The organism is Acinetobacter sp. YH12117, assembly GCF_013418865.1.
Lineage (GTDB): Bacteria > Pseudomonadota > Gammaproteobacteria > Pseudomonadales > Moraxellaceae > Acinetobacter > Acinetobacter indicus.
The window spans coordinates 1-15506 of sequence record NZ_VPBF01000051.1 but is presented as its reverse complement, the minus strand read 5'-3'; the positions used below and the strand labels follow the sequence as shown (position 1 = coordinate 15506).

Genomic DNA, 15506 nt, shown 5'->3' with positions numbered 1-15506 from the left:
TCATGAAATACGGTATTCTGATGTGACAAAACCTGAATCCTGGTCGTTAAAGTGTTTGTTTACACTCATATTTTAACTGTTAGGACTCAGGTTTTTTTATTTAAAGCAAACTATGGGACAGCAGTGAAAAGCACCATACCTTTTGCAGGCATGATGCTTGAATTTTTAGTTACATTGCGCCAGTGCATCTTTATGGAAATGATCGCGCAGGGTCAGGAAGTTTTTCTGTACCGTGGCATCATGCAGGTCAAAATTATGGGCGGTGCTGGTGCCATCTTGGGCAAAGGTAGCTGAACCGGCTGAAATGAGGGTGTTGCCTTTAAATGCCCATTGTTCAATTGAGCGGCCGGCTTTGAGCTGCCCTCTAAATTCAATCACGCATTTATCAATAAACTTGGTCAGTTTGGCCGAGTTATGCGTGGTGTCTGGATAGACCTCAAGATTTTGGACTTCTTGTAATACCCCCGCTTGTAGTTGTGGAATGACTGGCGCAGAGGTACATGCACCCAGAGAAAGGCAAGTTAGACCAGATAAAATTAAAGTTTTAAGTTTCATAAGCTTCTTTCTTGTTGAGTGTTTTCAGTTTGAGTATAGGGAATATGGAAGGAAAAGCCTATAGGTATGACCTATAGAATAGTGGTACTTAAGAGAAGGAGGAGAGAATTAACTGTAAAGTGAGTAGTGGCGTGTTTGTAAGGTCAGTAATTGAGGTTTTAAATGATTTAAATCTTCATTGAGGCCTACACGTTTTGCCAGAGGGTCAACTAATCTTCTTGTATCATGAGTGCTCGGCAATGGAACGACATTCAAGGCTTGGGAGAGCGCTTTAAGTTGTTGGCGTCTAGAAACACTTGAGCATGAGTATCTGCGGAATTTTTCTAATAGAAAAAACAGTCGGCGCTTTTCTAAGGGGTTTAAACTGGAACTCACAGCAGGTAGTAGTTCTGAATATAATAATGCTTCAGCAACGGGTTTAACCTGCTCGAATGTTGCAGAATTCAATGGCTGCTTTAATAGTGCTTTTAAAGCATGCTCAAATTCCAGCTGATTCATTGTGTCAATCTCCCAGGTCTGAAAGAAGCGAAATCATATATTGAATATTAGAATCTAATTGCTCAGGTGTAACGTAATAGTCTTTAGCATTATTTGCTATTTCTTTGAACTGCTCAAGCGAAAACTTGTTTCTTGCATATAATGCTTGAATATCTTCGATGTCTCTGTCAGACAAGCGTGCCAATTTAGAAACAGCCAAATCTACGCCAGATACGAGATAGACCTCTACGATACTTTCAGCGGTTAAGGGGATAACTCGTTCCCTGTAATCAGGATCGATGGAGGCAAGGCTGGTATTAAATCCACTGTCAAATTCTAAATTTGTTTCAAGATTATTATGATCCAGATATTCAATATCATTATTTTCTAGAAATAAGAAAATATCTTCTTTTTTTAATTGGCTGATCGATTGGATTTCAGCATCAATATCATTACTACCTCGAACATTGGTGTGGATGTGAAACGCACAGCCACCAAAAATAAATGCCTTAACGGCACCATGAGGAAGATATTGATGATTCATTGAAATCCAATCCTCAAGCTCTTGAAAGAGCTTGAGGATTGCAAGGGTGATAGGTGAGTCGTTATAAATACTCATCTTTAGTGTTGAAGCACCGAAATATCCGCCACTTTGGTAAACAAGTCACGCAGCTGAGCAAGCAGACGTAAACGGTTTGCTTTCAGGTCAGCATCATCCGCCATCACCATGACACCGTTAAAGAATGCATCAACAGGCGCACGAAGTGCAGCAAGTGCAGAGAGCGCAGCAGTGTAATCTTTAGAAGCAAACAGTGGCTCAACCACTGGTGTGATTTTCGCAAGTTCAGCGAACAATGCCTTTTCAGCATCTTCAACCAGATTTGCTTCAAGCACAGCGCCTTCATGTGCCGCTTCTTTAGCAAGAATATTGGCAACACGCTTATTCGCAGCAGCAAGTGCAGCCGCTTCAGGCAGTGCACGGAAGTGATTTACTGCATTGACACGTTTGTCAAAATCAAGCGGTGATTTTGGCGACAACGCTTGAACGGCTTGAATCACATCAACAGCCACACCTTGGTCTTCGTATTTGGCACGGTAACGACCTTCAAGGAATGCAACCGCATCGTTTAAAGTCTTATCGTGATCTTTGAGTACATCGCCATACGCAGCTAAAGCAAGTTTGATCAAGTCTTCAATTGATACATCAAGCTCGTTTTCAGTCACTAGACGTAAAATACCAATTGCAGAACGACGCAGGGCAAACGGGTCTTTCGAACCTGTAGGCGCTTGACCAATACCGAAAATACCGGTGAGCGTATCTAAGCGGTCTGCAAGCGCAATGGTTGTCCCAGTTTTGGTTTTCGGTAAAACATCACCAGCGAATTTAGGCAAGTACTGCTCGCCAAGTGCTTCAGCCACTTCATCATTTTCGCCTTCAAGACGTGCGTAGTAAGTACCCGCGATGCCTTGAAGTTCTGGGAATTCACCCACAAGTTCAGAGGTTAAGTCGCATTTCGCAAGAAGTGCCGCTTTTTCAGCATCAGCCGCATTTGCACCTGTAATTGGCGCAAGCGCAACAGCAAGTTTGGCAATACGTTCAGATTTGTTCCAAAGCGTACCGAGTTCTGCCTGGAATACCATATTCGCCAGTTTCTCCTTACGAGAAGCAAGCGGTTGTTTTTGGTCTTGCAGGAAGAAGAATTCAGCATCCGACAAACGTGGACGAACCACTTTCTCGTTACCTTCAATGATCTGTGATGGGTCTTTCGACTCAATGTTTGACACAGTAATGAAGTACGGTTGAAGTTTATTATCGCTGTTCACCAAGCAGAAGTACTTTTGGTTGTCCTGCATGGTTGTGATGAGTGCTTCTTGAGGAACTGCAAGGAAGCGTTCTTCAAAGCTTGCACGAAGCGCAACAGGCCATTCAACAAGAGCAGTTACTTCATCACGAAGGTCGCTTGGTACAATCGCAATGGCATTCACTTCATCAGCCAATGCTTTCACTTGTTGGTCGATGATTGCTTGACGCTCTTCAAAAGATGCCACAACGTGCGCAGCTTTTAACTTGGCAAGATATTCATCTGCATGCGCTAAAGTGATTGCTTCAGGGGCATGGAAACGGTGACCGTAAGTCACGTTACCTGCTTTATGATCTTGAATGGTTGCATCAACAACGTCGTTGTCTTTCAGCAATACCACCCATTTTACAGGACGTACGAATTCAGTACGGCTTGCTGCAGAACGCATGCGTTTTGCGATTGGAAGATTATCCAAAGCCGCTTGTAAAATTTGCGGTAAAAGTACGTCTAGGCTTTGACCTTTGACATCTTTTAAGTAGCAAACTTTTTCAACTTTACCTGCTTGGAAAGTCGATACTTGATCAACCGTAATGCCTTGACCACGCATAAAGCCTTCTAAAGCTTTGGTTGGTTTGCCTTCCGCATCATACGCCGCTTGCACAGCAGGGCCGTCAAAACGTTTTTGTGTGTCGGCTTGCGCGCCATCAACATTGACAATTTTAAGTGCTAAACGACGTGGTGCAGCATAGGCTTCGATTGAATCGAAAGCCAGACCTGCATCTTTTAAGCCTTTAACCGTTTCTGCCTGTAATGCATCACGTAATTTTTTCAGGCTTTTTGGTGGGAGTTCTTCACAGCCAAGTTCAAATAAAACAGTATGTTTAGACATTATTTGTTCTCCGCTGATTTTTCTGCTTGTGCGGCTTCCGCCTCAACCTGTGCTTTTAACTGTGCCAGAACTTCATCACGTAAGTGTGGTTCCGCCATTGGGAAACCAAGCTCTGCACGTGCGGCCACGTAGCTTTGTGCAATGGCACGCGCCAGTGTACGGACACGTAAAATATAACGCTGACGCTCAGTCACAGAAATCGCACCACGCGCATCAAGCAGGTTAAAGCTGTGTGATGCTTTCACCACTTGCTCATAGGCAGGAAGTGGCAGTTTCGCTTCCATCAAACGAGAGGCTTCTGCTTCATAGAAGTCGAACAGTTCAAACAGTTTGTCGACTGGCGCATATTCAAAGTTATAGGTCGATTGTTCTACTTCGTTTTGATGGAACACATCGCCATACGTGACCGTACCGAACTGACCTTTGGTCCAAACCAAATCGTAAACCGAGTCTACACCTTGCAGGTACATCGCCAGACGTTCTAAACCGTAAGTGATTTCACCCGTGACCGGATAACATTCAACACCACCGACTTGCTGGAAATAAGTGAATTGCGTGACTTCCATACCATTCAGCCAAACTTCCCAACCTAAGCCCCAAGCACCGAGTGTTGGTGATTCCCAGTTATCTTCGACAAAACGGATGTCGTGAACCAAAGGATCAATCCCGATGGCTTTTAAAGAATCCAGATACAGCTGCTGGATGTTGTCCGGGTTTGGCTTTAATACCACCTGGAACTGGTAGTAGTGTTGCAAACGGTTCGGGTTTTCACCATAACGGCCATCTTTTGGACGACGTGAAGGTTGCACATAAGCGGCATTCCAGGTTTCAGGCCCTAATGCACGTAGGAAAGTTGCAGTGTGGAATGTTCCTGCACCCATTTCCATGTCGTAAGGCTGCAACACGACGCAGCCTTGCTCCGCCCAGTAATTTTGTAAGGCAAGAATTAAGCCTTGGAAAGTATCAATATGCGATATGGCGCGACTCATGGTCATCCACTTAAAATTAGAGAAAAATTGTGCTCAATTATAAGGATTTTGGCGGGAGGTAGCAAAGGTTATCCATACAATGCTGGCGCTTTGATCAGAAAGCGAAGCCTAACCGAAAAATCGCCATGAAAAATCAGTAGAGAAACCGACATTCGGTTGATCTGTCTATCCACAAAAACCGGATTTTGATCTGTAGGATTCGGGGAAAACCCAGCATTGTCATTTCAGTCATTTTTCTCAAAGATTGGTTTCATCTGGTGTATACAGCGCAATCATCTGCGCTGAACGGTGTATACGCAAAAACGATGTTTTTAAAATGAAGGGCTTATCAATTTTTTCTAAAAAGAGGATGATTCAGTGTGCCTATACTGATATACATCTCAACAGAAAAATTCATAATTATAAGATATAGAATGAATACATCTTATAAGCTGCTTCATTTTATAATGGCGGCCGTCGCCAAAATCACAAAGGATTCCCGTGTTTCATCCGCAATCTGAATGGTTAGAAATCTTAAAACCCAATTTCAAATTACTGCCGCTGAAAGAACGTCTGTTGTGCGGATTGGGTGCTTTGCTGGGCTTGAGTCTATCTTCGCTGATCAGCTTATGGATTCTGGGCGATATTAATGCCTGGTATATCGCGCCGATGGGTGCGTCGTCAGTATTGTTGTTTGCGGTGCCGGCCAGTCCGCTGGCACAGCCGTGGAATATGGTGATTGGCAATACTATTGCCGGCATTATTGGTGTGACTTGTGCGCTGTATATTCCTAATCTGACCGAAGCCTTTAGTGTGGCGGTGGCCTTATCTATTATTTTAATGATGTCGACCGATTCGCTGCATCCACCGAGTGGTGCTGTGGCGATTACCGCAGTATTGGGCGGTGAGGCGGTCAGTGAACTGGGCTATTTATTTATCTTTTATCCGGTGCTGTTAAATTCGCTGTTATTGCTGTTGGTGGCAATGATGTTTAACCGACTGACTGGCAAGCAATATCCACACAAGGCCCAGCTGAATCTGCGCTCGCAAGACCCGACCCCGACCCAGAAAGTCACCATTCAGCCGCAAGATATTCATCATGTGCTGGAGCATCAGACCGAGCTGCTGGACATTAGTGAATATGACTTGCAGAAAATTATTCTGGAAGCGCAATATCAGGCCAATGCGCGTATGCAGGATGAAAACGTGCAGGAATGGCGCTGTGAAGATATCATGACTCATGATGTGATTACCTTGCAGCAGGATGATGATATCCAGCTCGCGCTAGACAAGTTCAAGCAGGTCAATTTAATGAGCTTGCCGGTGGTAAATGCCGAGCAGCAACTGGTCGGCACATTGGCACTGTATGAAGTGGTGGAATGGTTTAAACATGCTACCGATGTGCGGATGTCATGGCAGCATCAGGTCAAACACATTATGAACCGCAAGGTGGTGACGGTAAAACCACATCAGAGTATTGCCGATCTGGTCCCGTATTTTGTGGAACGTTCGTTTAACTATATTCCAGTGGTGGAACAGCAGCAGCTGGTCGGGATTATTAGCCGCGCCGATATGATTGCCGCCATGAACCAGCGTCTGATCTGGCTACGCAGCAAAACTACGGAAAGTTAAAGCCAGAAAAAAGAAGCTACGGTAATAGGGGTCCACCGTAGCTTTAAACTGTGCAAGAAAAATGAAGATTAACGGTAACTGTTCTGATCTTCATGAATGGTACGTACCGGATTGCGATAGCCATTCACGTGTTCAATTTCAGCTTTCTTTTTCGGCATCACCAGCCACAGTACCAAGTACACCAGAATACCCGGGAAGGCGGCACTCATAATGGATACCAACACAAAAATAATGCGGAGTAAATTTGCATTCCAACCAAAACGTTCAGCAATACCACCCATTACACCTGCAATCATGTTTGAGCGGTTAGAGCGGTATAAACCAACATTGGCCATTGAGGTCTCCTTAAAAAATAAAATGGTGAGTCAATCAACAACTCATAAAATAAAAATGGCGACCTATTTCCGTTTTTAAAGGGTCAATGCGCTATAAATCGTTAATTTATGTAAATAAAATGACACGGTATAAATATTGCGCTTTAAAATCTTGAAACAGGTCTACAAAAACTGTAGATTTGGGTGAAAATTCATGTAATTTCAATAGCTTCGCTGTGTGCCCATCAATCTGATGCAAAGGCATACGGTGGCTATTTTTATTGATACCCGGGAGACACCATATTGGCTGTGCATTGTTCGAAATGGTTATGGGGAATCTGTTGCCTGTCTTTGGCCGCTTGTGACCCGACGTTTAACAGTCAAGAAGGAGAGGAGGCACAGCCGTTTACACCCGTGGCAGACCTGCAGGTGACAGAAGATGTGCCAAGTAAGCGCCTGAGTGAAGTGGCTGGCCAGCCGGTATTTCCATCTGCAGAAGATGCCGATAAAGCCGTGGTGCCGGAAGCGGCCTTGGCCTATGTCGGCCGGTATCAGGTAAAAATTAGCTGTGAAGATGCCTATGTCAAATGCGAGACCGGTACAGCCGATTTTATTCTGACTTTATTGCCCGATGGCACCGCACATCGTTCCATTGTCTATCTGGGCCGGGTCATGGCCGGTGCACAAATGAATTATCATCTGGATTACTGGATGTATGATGAAACCGCACACCAGATTATTGTGCATCGCAGTAATGGGGTGGAAATTTTTTATGATATTGATGACACGCAGAATCTACGCATGGATTTAGAAAAAATTGCCACAGTATCGACGGTAAATCAGCAGTATTTTTCCCGTAATCCTTTACCGGCACATGCTTATTATCTGGAGAAGTCGGCCGATTAAAAAAGCAGATTGAGCGTTCTATCATCCACATTAATATTGAGGTTGTAGCGCAGATACGATGCAGCCCAGCATATAAATGTGCAATGCAGAGTAGGGAAGCGAAGATATTTATTTTGGAAGATAAATGGTGGGTCGTCCGCGACTCGAACGCGGGACCAACGGATTAAAAGTCCGCTGCTCTACCAACTGAGCTAACGACCCTGAGGAATAAAAAATAAGCTGCTTATTTTTTAAGATGCAAGAACTGGAGTTTTTGCAGAGTTCCTAAGGAAATATGGTGGGTCGTCCGCGACTCGAACGCGGGACCAACGGATTAAAAGTCCGCTGCTCTACCAACTGAGCTAACGACCCATCTTAGGCTTTCAAATGAGTGGTGGGTCGTCCGCGACTCGAACGCGGGACCAACGGATTAAAAGTCCGCTGCTCTACCAACTGAGCTAACGACCCATATCATTTGATGGAGCGTATTGTAGCAAGATCTCGTTTGAGCGCAAGTAAAAAATAAAAAAGTTGTCTATGTTTGATTATAAATGAAACAAATCCATGCTAGGGAATCAAAAAATAGACAACTTTGGGCTTAGAAGCGGTATTGATAGGTTTGAATCTGCTCGAAAATTTCCGGGGTTAGATCAGTATAAGCCGCTGCACCGGGCAGCAACACCAGCAAACGATCCGTGGTAGCTGCCGGATTAAATGCCTGTTCTTTGAGCTTGTTTTTCTGATATTTAAAAGTGCCGGTGGTTTCAACCTGGGCCTGAATCCGTAAAAATACCGGAACCGCATAGCCGGGCAGGGCCTGTTTAAACTGGCTCACCATCTGCTGTAGGTCATGTTCATCCAGTGTTGCATCGGCATTTAAGGTAATGGCCGCCATTCCGGCCCGACCATTGGTTTCTGGAATTTCTACGCCGTAGACCACCGCTTCGGCAATTTTGTCATAATCGCAGAGTATATTTTCCACTTCGGTGGTGGAGACATTCTCGCCTTTCCAGCGGAAGGTATCCCCGAGGCGGTCAACAAACTGGGCATGACGGAAGCCGATATTTCGTACCAGATCACCGGTATTAAAGTATTGATCGCCACGCTGGAAAACACCTTTTAAAATCACCGCCTTGTTTTTTTCCGGATCGGTATAGCCATCAAACGGCGAACGGCGGGTAATTTTGCCAATCAATAAACCAACTTCACCTTTTTTGACTTTCTGGCACCAGCCGCGCGCATCCCGGACCGGTTCATTTTTTTCTTTATCGAAAGCCACAATCGCATAGGGGGTTGGAGAAAAGCCAACGGTATTGTCAAAGTTAAAGATGTTGCTAAAGCCAACATTGCCTTCACTGGAGGCATACAGCTCCAGAATTTCTTCAATCCCAAAGCGCTGTTTAAACTTGTTCCAAATGTTCGGGCGCATACCGTTCCCAATCATTTTGGTAACACGATGGTCCTGATCCAGCGCAGATGGCGGTGCATCCATCAGGTAGCGGCACAGCTCGCCGACATAACCAATGGCGGAGGCATTAAATTTCTGTACATCTTTCCAGAAGCTGGAGGTGGAATATTTACGTCGAATTGCCAGGGTTGCACTACCGGCAATTACCCCACACCAGCACACCACAATACCGGTGGCGTGATACAGCGGCAGGGTCACATACATGACATCTTTTGGATTCAGATTTAGCACATGGCCATAGGTGCCGTAAGCCAGGGTCCAGCGGCTATGGGTGAACACCACGGCTTTCGGCAGGCCGGTGGTTCCCGAGGTATAGATATAAAACAGGCCATCTTTGCCCTGGACGGAATGCGTGGTCGGCGGATTGAATTTCGGGAAATGGTCGATCTTTTCGGCCAGATTATTAAAGCCTTTCGGAGCTTTGCCGGCATCGCGCTGGGTTTCCTGATCGGCAAACCAGTCCAGACGATCTGCCGGTAAATCCAGCGCCTGACGGATCTCATCTACCGCAGCGCGGCATTCTTCGCCAACAATTAGCGCGACCGGTTTGACCAGATTGATGCTATGGGTCAGCACCTTACCCACCTGTGAGGTGTTTACCAGTGCAATGGTGACGCCAATTTTGGCCAGACCGATGACAGTCGCGATCAGTTCCGGGCGGTTTTCCAGCATTACCGCAATCACATCGCCTTTGCGTGCGCCTTGTGACAGATAATAGTGGGCAATCTGGTTGGCCCATTCATTCAGGGCTTTGTAGCTAAAGCGCTGCTCTTCAAACATTAAAGCCAGACCATGCGGATTACGTTTGACCGCTTTTTCAAAGGCAATGCCCAGACCGGCAGGGGTGGATGGCGTTCGTAAATAGGCTTGACTCAGACCCTGAATAAGATTCGGGACTTTGCCGATAAACTTTGGAATTTTGGCGGCGACATCGGCCAGACCAATAAGATCATGTTGTGTTGTATGGCTCATATGAATCCTATTTATTCTCGACATCCAATCTGTAGTTCTAGCGCATGAATATTGCACTTTAAGGTTTTAATCGTTTCGTTGTAGTGTAATCAACCTAATCTGACAAATTAACAAAAAAAATCCAGCCACCGAAATGACTGGATTTTTTTATTCACCTGCAAAAAAGCAAATTATGACTCAGTTGAGGTGTTGGCTTTCTTTGGTGGACGGCCACGTGGACGACGCGGACGTGCCGGTTTTTCTTTCTCGGCCTTGTCTGCTGCGGCTTCTGGAGCTTCGGCTTCTGCATTTGCCGGTGCTTCGCTGGCATCTGCTGCATCAACTGGCAGTTCAGCCTGTACTGGTTGCGCTGCTTCAGCTTTCGCTGTTTCTTTAGCCGGTGCTTCGGCTGCAGCGCTTTCTTCAGTCGCCACTTCAGTTTCAGTCGCAGTGGTTTCAGCCGCTGGTGCTGCTTCAGTTGCTGCTGGCTCGGCAGTCGCTTCTACAGGTGCTGCTGTGCTGCTTGCAGCAGTGGCTTCTGTTGCTTCAGCTGCTTGAGCGTCCGCCGCAGTTTCTGCTGGTGCATCGTTAGCGGATGCTTTTTCTGCTTCGTCGGCATGGGCCTGTTTGGCCTGTTCCAGCGCCTGTTCGGCAGCAAGTTTGGCTAAACGACGACGCTCACGCGGATCATTGGCCACACGTTTGACTGGCGCTGGTGGAGTCAGGTCCAGCACAGGAGCAGGTTCTGCTTCTGGCTCAGCTTTGCTGACTTCAACATCACGGGTCACAGGCTGCTTTTGGCTTTCTGCCGCAGGTGCTTGAGCGACCAGGCTGGCTGCATATTGTTCAGTGAACTTTTGCAGGGCGCGGTTAAAGGTTGGGATTAAACCAAACTGCTCAATCAGTACCGAGCAATCTTCACCATACACATGACGGATCAGGCTGCCTACCGTGTACTGCTGCAAGGCTGGAACCTGAGATGGTGACAGCTTTGGCGGCTGGTTTTGTTGCGCACGACCTTCACGTTGCTGGCGACGACGCTGACGCGGATCGTTGCTGGCGCGTTTCACCGGTTGCGATTTGTGCTCTTCAGCCACAATTGCCGCAGGTGCCACTTCTTCTTTTGGTACTGGTGCTTCTTCTACTGCTTCAGTGCTGGTCGCAACCGGAAGTTCAGCAGTTGCTGCAGGTGCAGCGGCTGCGTTCTGGTTTAGCGCGACAATTTCACTTTGTGCAGCATCAACATTCACCACCAGAGCAGTTGGCATCACGTCCTGACGTGGTGCATCCACCAGGTCCACTTTCAGGCCTTGTGCTTCAGCGGCTGGTGCTGCTGTAGCTGCTGCCGGTGCAGCCGTGTCATTCAGCACGCTGGCATCGCGGTGGCGATTTGGACGCTCTGGACGTTGCTGGTTACGACGGTCACGACGTGGCACAGCATCTTGCTGTTGCGCTTCGTTTTGCGTCTGTTCATTGTTGTTGTGCTGACGGCGGGAGTTGCGTTTGTTTTCACGCGCTTCCTGACGTTGCTCCTGACGTGACAGCTGCACCACTTCTTCGTGTACCTGATGCTGTGCTGGGCTGTTGTCATTCTGGCTGTTTTGCTCGCGCGGCTCTTTGTGCTTGCTGCGCTTTTTGTTGTTGTGACGTGATGATTTTTCTTCACGTTCAGCCGGTTTTTCAGCGTGATCACGCTCATGCTTGGCCACAGTTGATGGGGCAAGATAAGCATTGCTGGTTGCTGCTGGTGCAGCCACAGGCGCCGCAGCTGCAATCTGACCGAACTGGCCACGGCTAACTGCGCCATTATTGACCATTTGCTCAATCGCTGCAGCCGCATTGTTGGCGCTACGTGACTGATCAACCGTGTTGGCCTGTTTTTGCACAAACAGGTTTTCTAACCATGCACATGGGCTAGCACTTGGTGCAGCGGCAGCAGGGGCCACTTGTGCAGGCGCAGCGGCTTGAGCTTTGGCTGGACGCTTCTGTTCCTTTTGCGGTGCTGCAGGCGCAGCTGCATGCTGAGCGTGCTGTTCTTCTTCTAAATGCCATTCAGAGGCTTCATAACCCAGTTCCTGTTCGCTTAAGCGGGTGGCTGCTGTGCGTTCATAGCTGGTTGGGGCAAAGCCTTCCGGATTGTAAGAGATTTCGTAATGTGGGGTTTCTAAATGCGGGTGCGGCAATACCGTTACACGTACATTTGAGGTTTGTTCAAGGTAAACCAGGCTGTGACGCTTTTCATTCAATAAGAATGCTGCAATTTCAACCGGTACTTCAACCTGAACTTCACCATGACGCTCACGTAGCGCAATCTCTTCCACTTTACGCATAATCGACAGTGAGAGAGAACGTAAGTCACGTACCATGCCGGTACCATGACAACGTGGGCAAACATAACCGGTCGCTTCTTCTAAAGATGGACGTAAGCGCTGACGGCTCATCTCCATTAAACCAAAGCGTGACAATTGACCAAACTGGATACGCGCGCGGTCGCTTTGCGTTGCTTCACGCAGCTTGGCTTCCACCATACGCTGGTTACGGTCTTTGGTCATGTCGATAAAGTCGATTACTACCAGACCACCGATGTCACGTAAACGTAACTGGCGTGCAATTTCTTCAGCAGCTTCCAGGTTGGTGTTTAGTGCGGTATCTTCAACGTCCTGACCACGAGTTGATTTTGCCGAGTTAATGTCGATTGACACCAATGCTTCGGTTTGGTCAATCACGATTGAACCACCTGAAGGCAGTTTGACTTCGCGTTCATAGGCGGTTTGAATCTGGCTTTCGATACCGAAATGCGCGAACAGTGGTTCATTTAGGGTATAGGTTTTTAACTTGTCGAGCTGACGTGGCATCACCGCTTTTACGAAGTTATAAGCTTCGTTATAGGCCTGTTCTGAGTCAATCAGGATTTCAGCCACATCATCACGCAGGTAGTCACGAATGGCACGCGTGACGACACCGGCTTCCTGATGCACCAGCATTGGCGATGGACCAGAACTTGAGGTGCTTTGAATTTGCGCCCACAGATCTAGCAGATGCTGTAAATCAAGTTGTAATTCTTCTTGAGAACGACCAATACCGGCAGTACGTACAATCACGCTCATACCGCGTGGCACGTTTAAAGAGGCCAGCATTTCTTTCAGTTCTTCACGCACTGAACCGGAAATCTGACGGCTGATACCACCCCCTTTCGGGTTGTTTGGCATCAGGACCAGGTAACGGCCCGCCAGTGAAATAAAGGTCGACAGGGCAGCACCTTTGTTGCCGCGCTCTTCTTTTTCTACCTGAACCAGCAGTTCGGTGCCTTCAGTAATCAGTTCGCGAATATTTGAAGTTTGACGAGGATCGGCCTTGTAGTAAGAGTTGGCAATTTCGCGCATCGACAGGAAACCTTGACGACCGGCACCATACTCAACAAATACAGCTTCTAAAGATGGCTCTACGCGAGTCACATGACCTTTATAGATATTTGATTTTTTTTGTTCACGGGTACGATTTTCTAAATCAAAATCGTAAAGACGCTGACCAGTGACAAGTGCAACGCGAATTTCTTCAGCATGTGTTGCATTAATCAACATACGTTTCATGGGTGTAACACCTTATAGTGATACACAGCAAAACATCGCTCTATACGTAGCGAGCATCAAACATCACGGATCATGGTTCAGATCTCAAATACAGCGGTCTGAACGTTTCTCTACCGGCCTGATAATCGGGTTTCGGTGGATGATTCACGTATTGATGATGTCAATACGGCTTCAATCTTTAAACGATTAAAGTCACCTGGTCGTTTCACTGGCGGACGAGCGGTACATTGGATGTGAGTAACTTTCACTGTCACATTGCTCAAAGATCATCCCTTCTTTTAGTCGAGTGTCTTGATACGGAATTATCGTCGTATCTTTACAATTTGTGCAGATCCAATGTATCAACGCTGTAGCCTGAATGCGACATCAGGGAACGACTAGTCTGATGTGTATCAGTTTACGTTTAAAAACCAACTTGAGGTTGGCGACATATTTTTTCAGGCAAACTGATTTATGTACCTTAAGTACAATTAAACGCAACAGTTTGCAGTTTTGCCGATATAATAAGCCTTCGGCGTCGGCATAATTCTTTTGGGACCTTTACGTGTTTAGTGGAGTGTTTGATTGAATAATCAACTTCAGTAAAAACCGAAATGACCCAACTTTTACCCACTTACGATGGTTTCCGTGCGCTGACTATATCAAACCTTGCATCATCTGCCTATGGGCTAAGCTTATGTTTCTTGTGTAAAGCATAGCCTAAGTGATCAGTTTTTAATCAATTTTAGTATTTTTTTAGGTCGTCGTAACTGTATGAATTCTACCCAACAATGGCAAAGTGTCACTTGGTTTGAAGTCGATGAGCATCAAGCGGGGCAACGGATTGACAACTTTTTGTTTAGCCGTTTAAAAGGCGTGCCCAAAAGCCGGATTTACCGTCTGATTCGTGAAGGTCAGGTGCGGGTCAATAAAAAACGGGTCAAAGCCGAAACCAAGCTGAATATTGGCGATCAGATCCGGGTTGCACCAATCCGTTTTGAACAGAAAGATGATACCCCGGCGCCGGTGTCAGATAAAGTTGCTCAAGGCTTGCTGAACCGGGTCATCTATGAAGATGAAGGGCTGATGGTGGTGAACAAGCCATCGGGCATTGCCGTGCATGGGGGCAGTGGTGTGGCCTATGGCTTGATTGAGGGCTTGCGCGCGGCCACCGGGAAAAAATATCTGGAGCTGATTCACCGCATTGACCGCGATACTTCGGGTCTGGTGATGATTTCGAAAAAACGCAGCGTATTAAAAACCTTGCAGGACATGCTGCGTGAGCACAAAATCCGTAAAACCTATGCTGCGGTGGTGAAAGGACAGGTGACGCTGGACAAACAGCTGATTGATGCACCTCTACATCGTTATGAGCTGGCCAATGGCGAACGTCGCGTGCGTGTGTCTAAAGAAGGTAAAGAATCGAAAACCCAGTGGAATGTGCAAGAGCGCTTTATGCATGCCACACTGGTCTATGCATCGCCGCTGTCTGGACGTACCCATCAGATTCGTGTGCATGGTCTGAGTATTGGCCATCCGCTGGTGGGCGATGAAAAATACGGTCATGAAACCGAATATCGTGGCCCTAAACCACGTCGCTTGTGTTTACACGCCATGCGTCTGGAAATTCCGGGTTATCCGACCATTGAAGCGCCGTTGCCTGAAGATATGCAGAGTCTGGTCGCACAGCTCCGTGCGCAAAAGGCAGATAAGGTAGTAACACTTGGGGAAGATGACGAATAATCTTTGGCTTTTTAATTCTCGTTCGTCTTGCTTTATTTAAGTGGGAAATTTCCCTCTTTATTAAAATTAAAGATGAGGAACATTGTTCCGCAAGGGGGAGATTAAATTTCGGAAAAATCCTCTCCCTGAGATACCGTCTTGGTAGTCAATCAGGTTTTGAGATTATTCGACCAATAAATAATCTCTTTGATAGGCAGTCTGATGTTTTAAAACGCCATAACACAGATGTATAAGCTTGCGCATTGCAGCACCT

The 15506-nt window shown here is 46.7% G+C and carries 11 protein-coding genes and 3 tRNA genes; 3 read left to right on the top strand and 11 right to left on the bottom strand.

What is annotated here, in order from left to right:
* Positions 1-165: 165 nt before the first annotated feature.
* From FTU55_RS13485 to glyQ, 5 genes are all read right to left on the bottom strand, one after another.
* Positions 166-555 carry a hypothetical protein gene (locus tag FTU55_RS13485; protein ID WP_005181941.1) on the bottom strand — a complete coding sequence of 130 codons (390 nt, stop codon included), beginning with the start codon at positions 553-555 and terminating at the stop codon, positions 166-168.
* A gap of 108 nt (positions 556-663) precedes the next feature.
* Positions 664-1053 (bottom strand): hypothetical protein, encoded by a 390-nt coding sequence (locus FTU55_RS13480; protein ID WP_005181943.1) that lies wholly within the window; start codon positions 1051-1053, stop codon positions 664-666.
* A gap of 4 nt (positions 1054-1057) precedes the next feature.
* Positions 1058-1651 carry a DUF6036 family nucleotidyltransferase gene (locus tag FTU55_RS13475; protein WP_168396756.1) on the bottom strand — a complete coding sequence of 198 codons (594 nt, stop codon included), beginning with the start codon at positions 1649-1651 and terminating at the stop codon, positions 1058-1060.
* 2 nt (positions 1652-1653) lie between these two features.
* Positions 1654-3723 (bottom strand): glycine--tRNA ligase subunit beta, encoded by a 2070-nt coding sequence (glyS, locus tag FTU55_RS13470; protein ID WP_180047362.1) that lies wholly within the window; start codon positions 3721-3723, stop codon positions 1654-1656.
* Positions 3723-4712 carry a glycine--tRNA ligase subunit alpha gene (glyQ, locus tag FTU55_RS13465; protein WP_127801778.1) on the bottom strand — a complete coding sequence of 330 codons (990 nt, stop codon included), beginning with the start codon at positions 4710-4712 and terminating at the stop codon, positions 3723-3725. Before glyQ ends, glyS begins: the two co-directional genes overlap by 1 nt.
* 480 nt (positions 4713-5192) lie before the next feature.
* Between glyQ and FTU55_RS13460 the strand changes: the two genes are divergently transcribed.
* Positions 5193-6323 carry an HPP family protein gene (locus FTU55_RS13460; RefSeq protein ID WP_005181952.1) on the top strand — a complete coding sequence of 377 codons (1131 nt, stop codon included), beginning with the start codon at positions 5193-5195 and terminating at the stop codon, positions 6321-6323.
* Positions 6324-6391: 68 nt separating this feature from the next.
* Here the strand turns inward: FTU55_RS13460 and FTU55_RS13455 are convergent, their stop codons facing one another.
* A complete protein-coding gene (locus FTU55_RS13455; protein WP_005181954.1) occupies positions 6392-6658 on the bottom strand; it encodes a PspC domain-containing protein in 267 nt (88 codons plus the stop codon).
* Positions 6659-6946: 288 nt separating this feature from the next.
* Here FTU55_RS13455 and FTU55_RS13450 point away from each other — a divergent pair, with 288 nt between their 5' ends.
* A complete protein-coding gene (locus FTU55_RS13450) occupies positions 6947-7543 on the top strand; it encodes a hypothetical protein (protein WP_228151213.1) in 597 nt (198 codons plus the stop codon).
* Between the two features lie 125 nt (positions 7544-7668).
* On the opposite strand, the gene FTU55_RS13445 is transcribed toward FTU55_RS13450, so the two are convergent.
* The 5 genes from FTU55_RS13445 to FTU55_RS13425 all read right to left on the bottom strand — a co-directional run bounded on the left by FTU55_RS13445 (position 7669) and on the right by FTU55_RS13425 (position 13531).
* Positions 7669-7744 (bottom strand) — tRNA-Lys (locus tag FTU55_RS13445).
* A gap of 74 nt (positions 7745-7818) precedes the next feature.
* Positions 7819-7894: transfer RNA gene (locus tag FTU55_RS13440), tRNA-Lys, on the bottom strand.
* Between the two features lie 20 nt (positions 7895-7914).
* Positions 7915-7990, bottom strand: a tRNA-Lys gene (locus tag FTU55_RS13435).
* Positions 7991-8120: 130 nt separating this feature from the next.
* The gene (locus tag FTU55_RS13430) at positions 8121-9962 is read right to left on the bottom strand and encodes a long-chain-acyl-CoA synthetase (protein ID WP_168399975.1); all 1842 of its coding nucleotides are present in this window, start codon (positions 9960-9962) and stop codon (positions 8121-8123) included.
* Positions 9963-10132: 170 nt separating this feature from the next.
* Entirely contained in the window at positions 10133-13531 is a 3399-nt protein-coding gene (locus tag FTU55_RS13425; protein ID WP_180047360.1) for an Rne/Rng family ribonuclease, read from the bottom strand.
* A 753-nt stretch (positions 13532-14284) separates the two neighbouring features.
* On the opposite strand from FTU55_RS13425, the gene FTU55_RS13420 reads away from it, so the two are divergent.
* The gene (locus FTU55_RS13420; protein ID WP_005181964.1) at positions 14285-15253 is read left to right on the top strand and encodes an RluA family pseudouridine synthase; all 969 of its coding nucleotides are present in this window, start codon (positions 14285-14287) and stop codon (positions 15251-15253) included.
* Positions 15254-15506 lie beyond the last annotated feature (253 nt).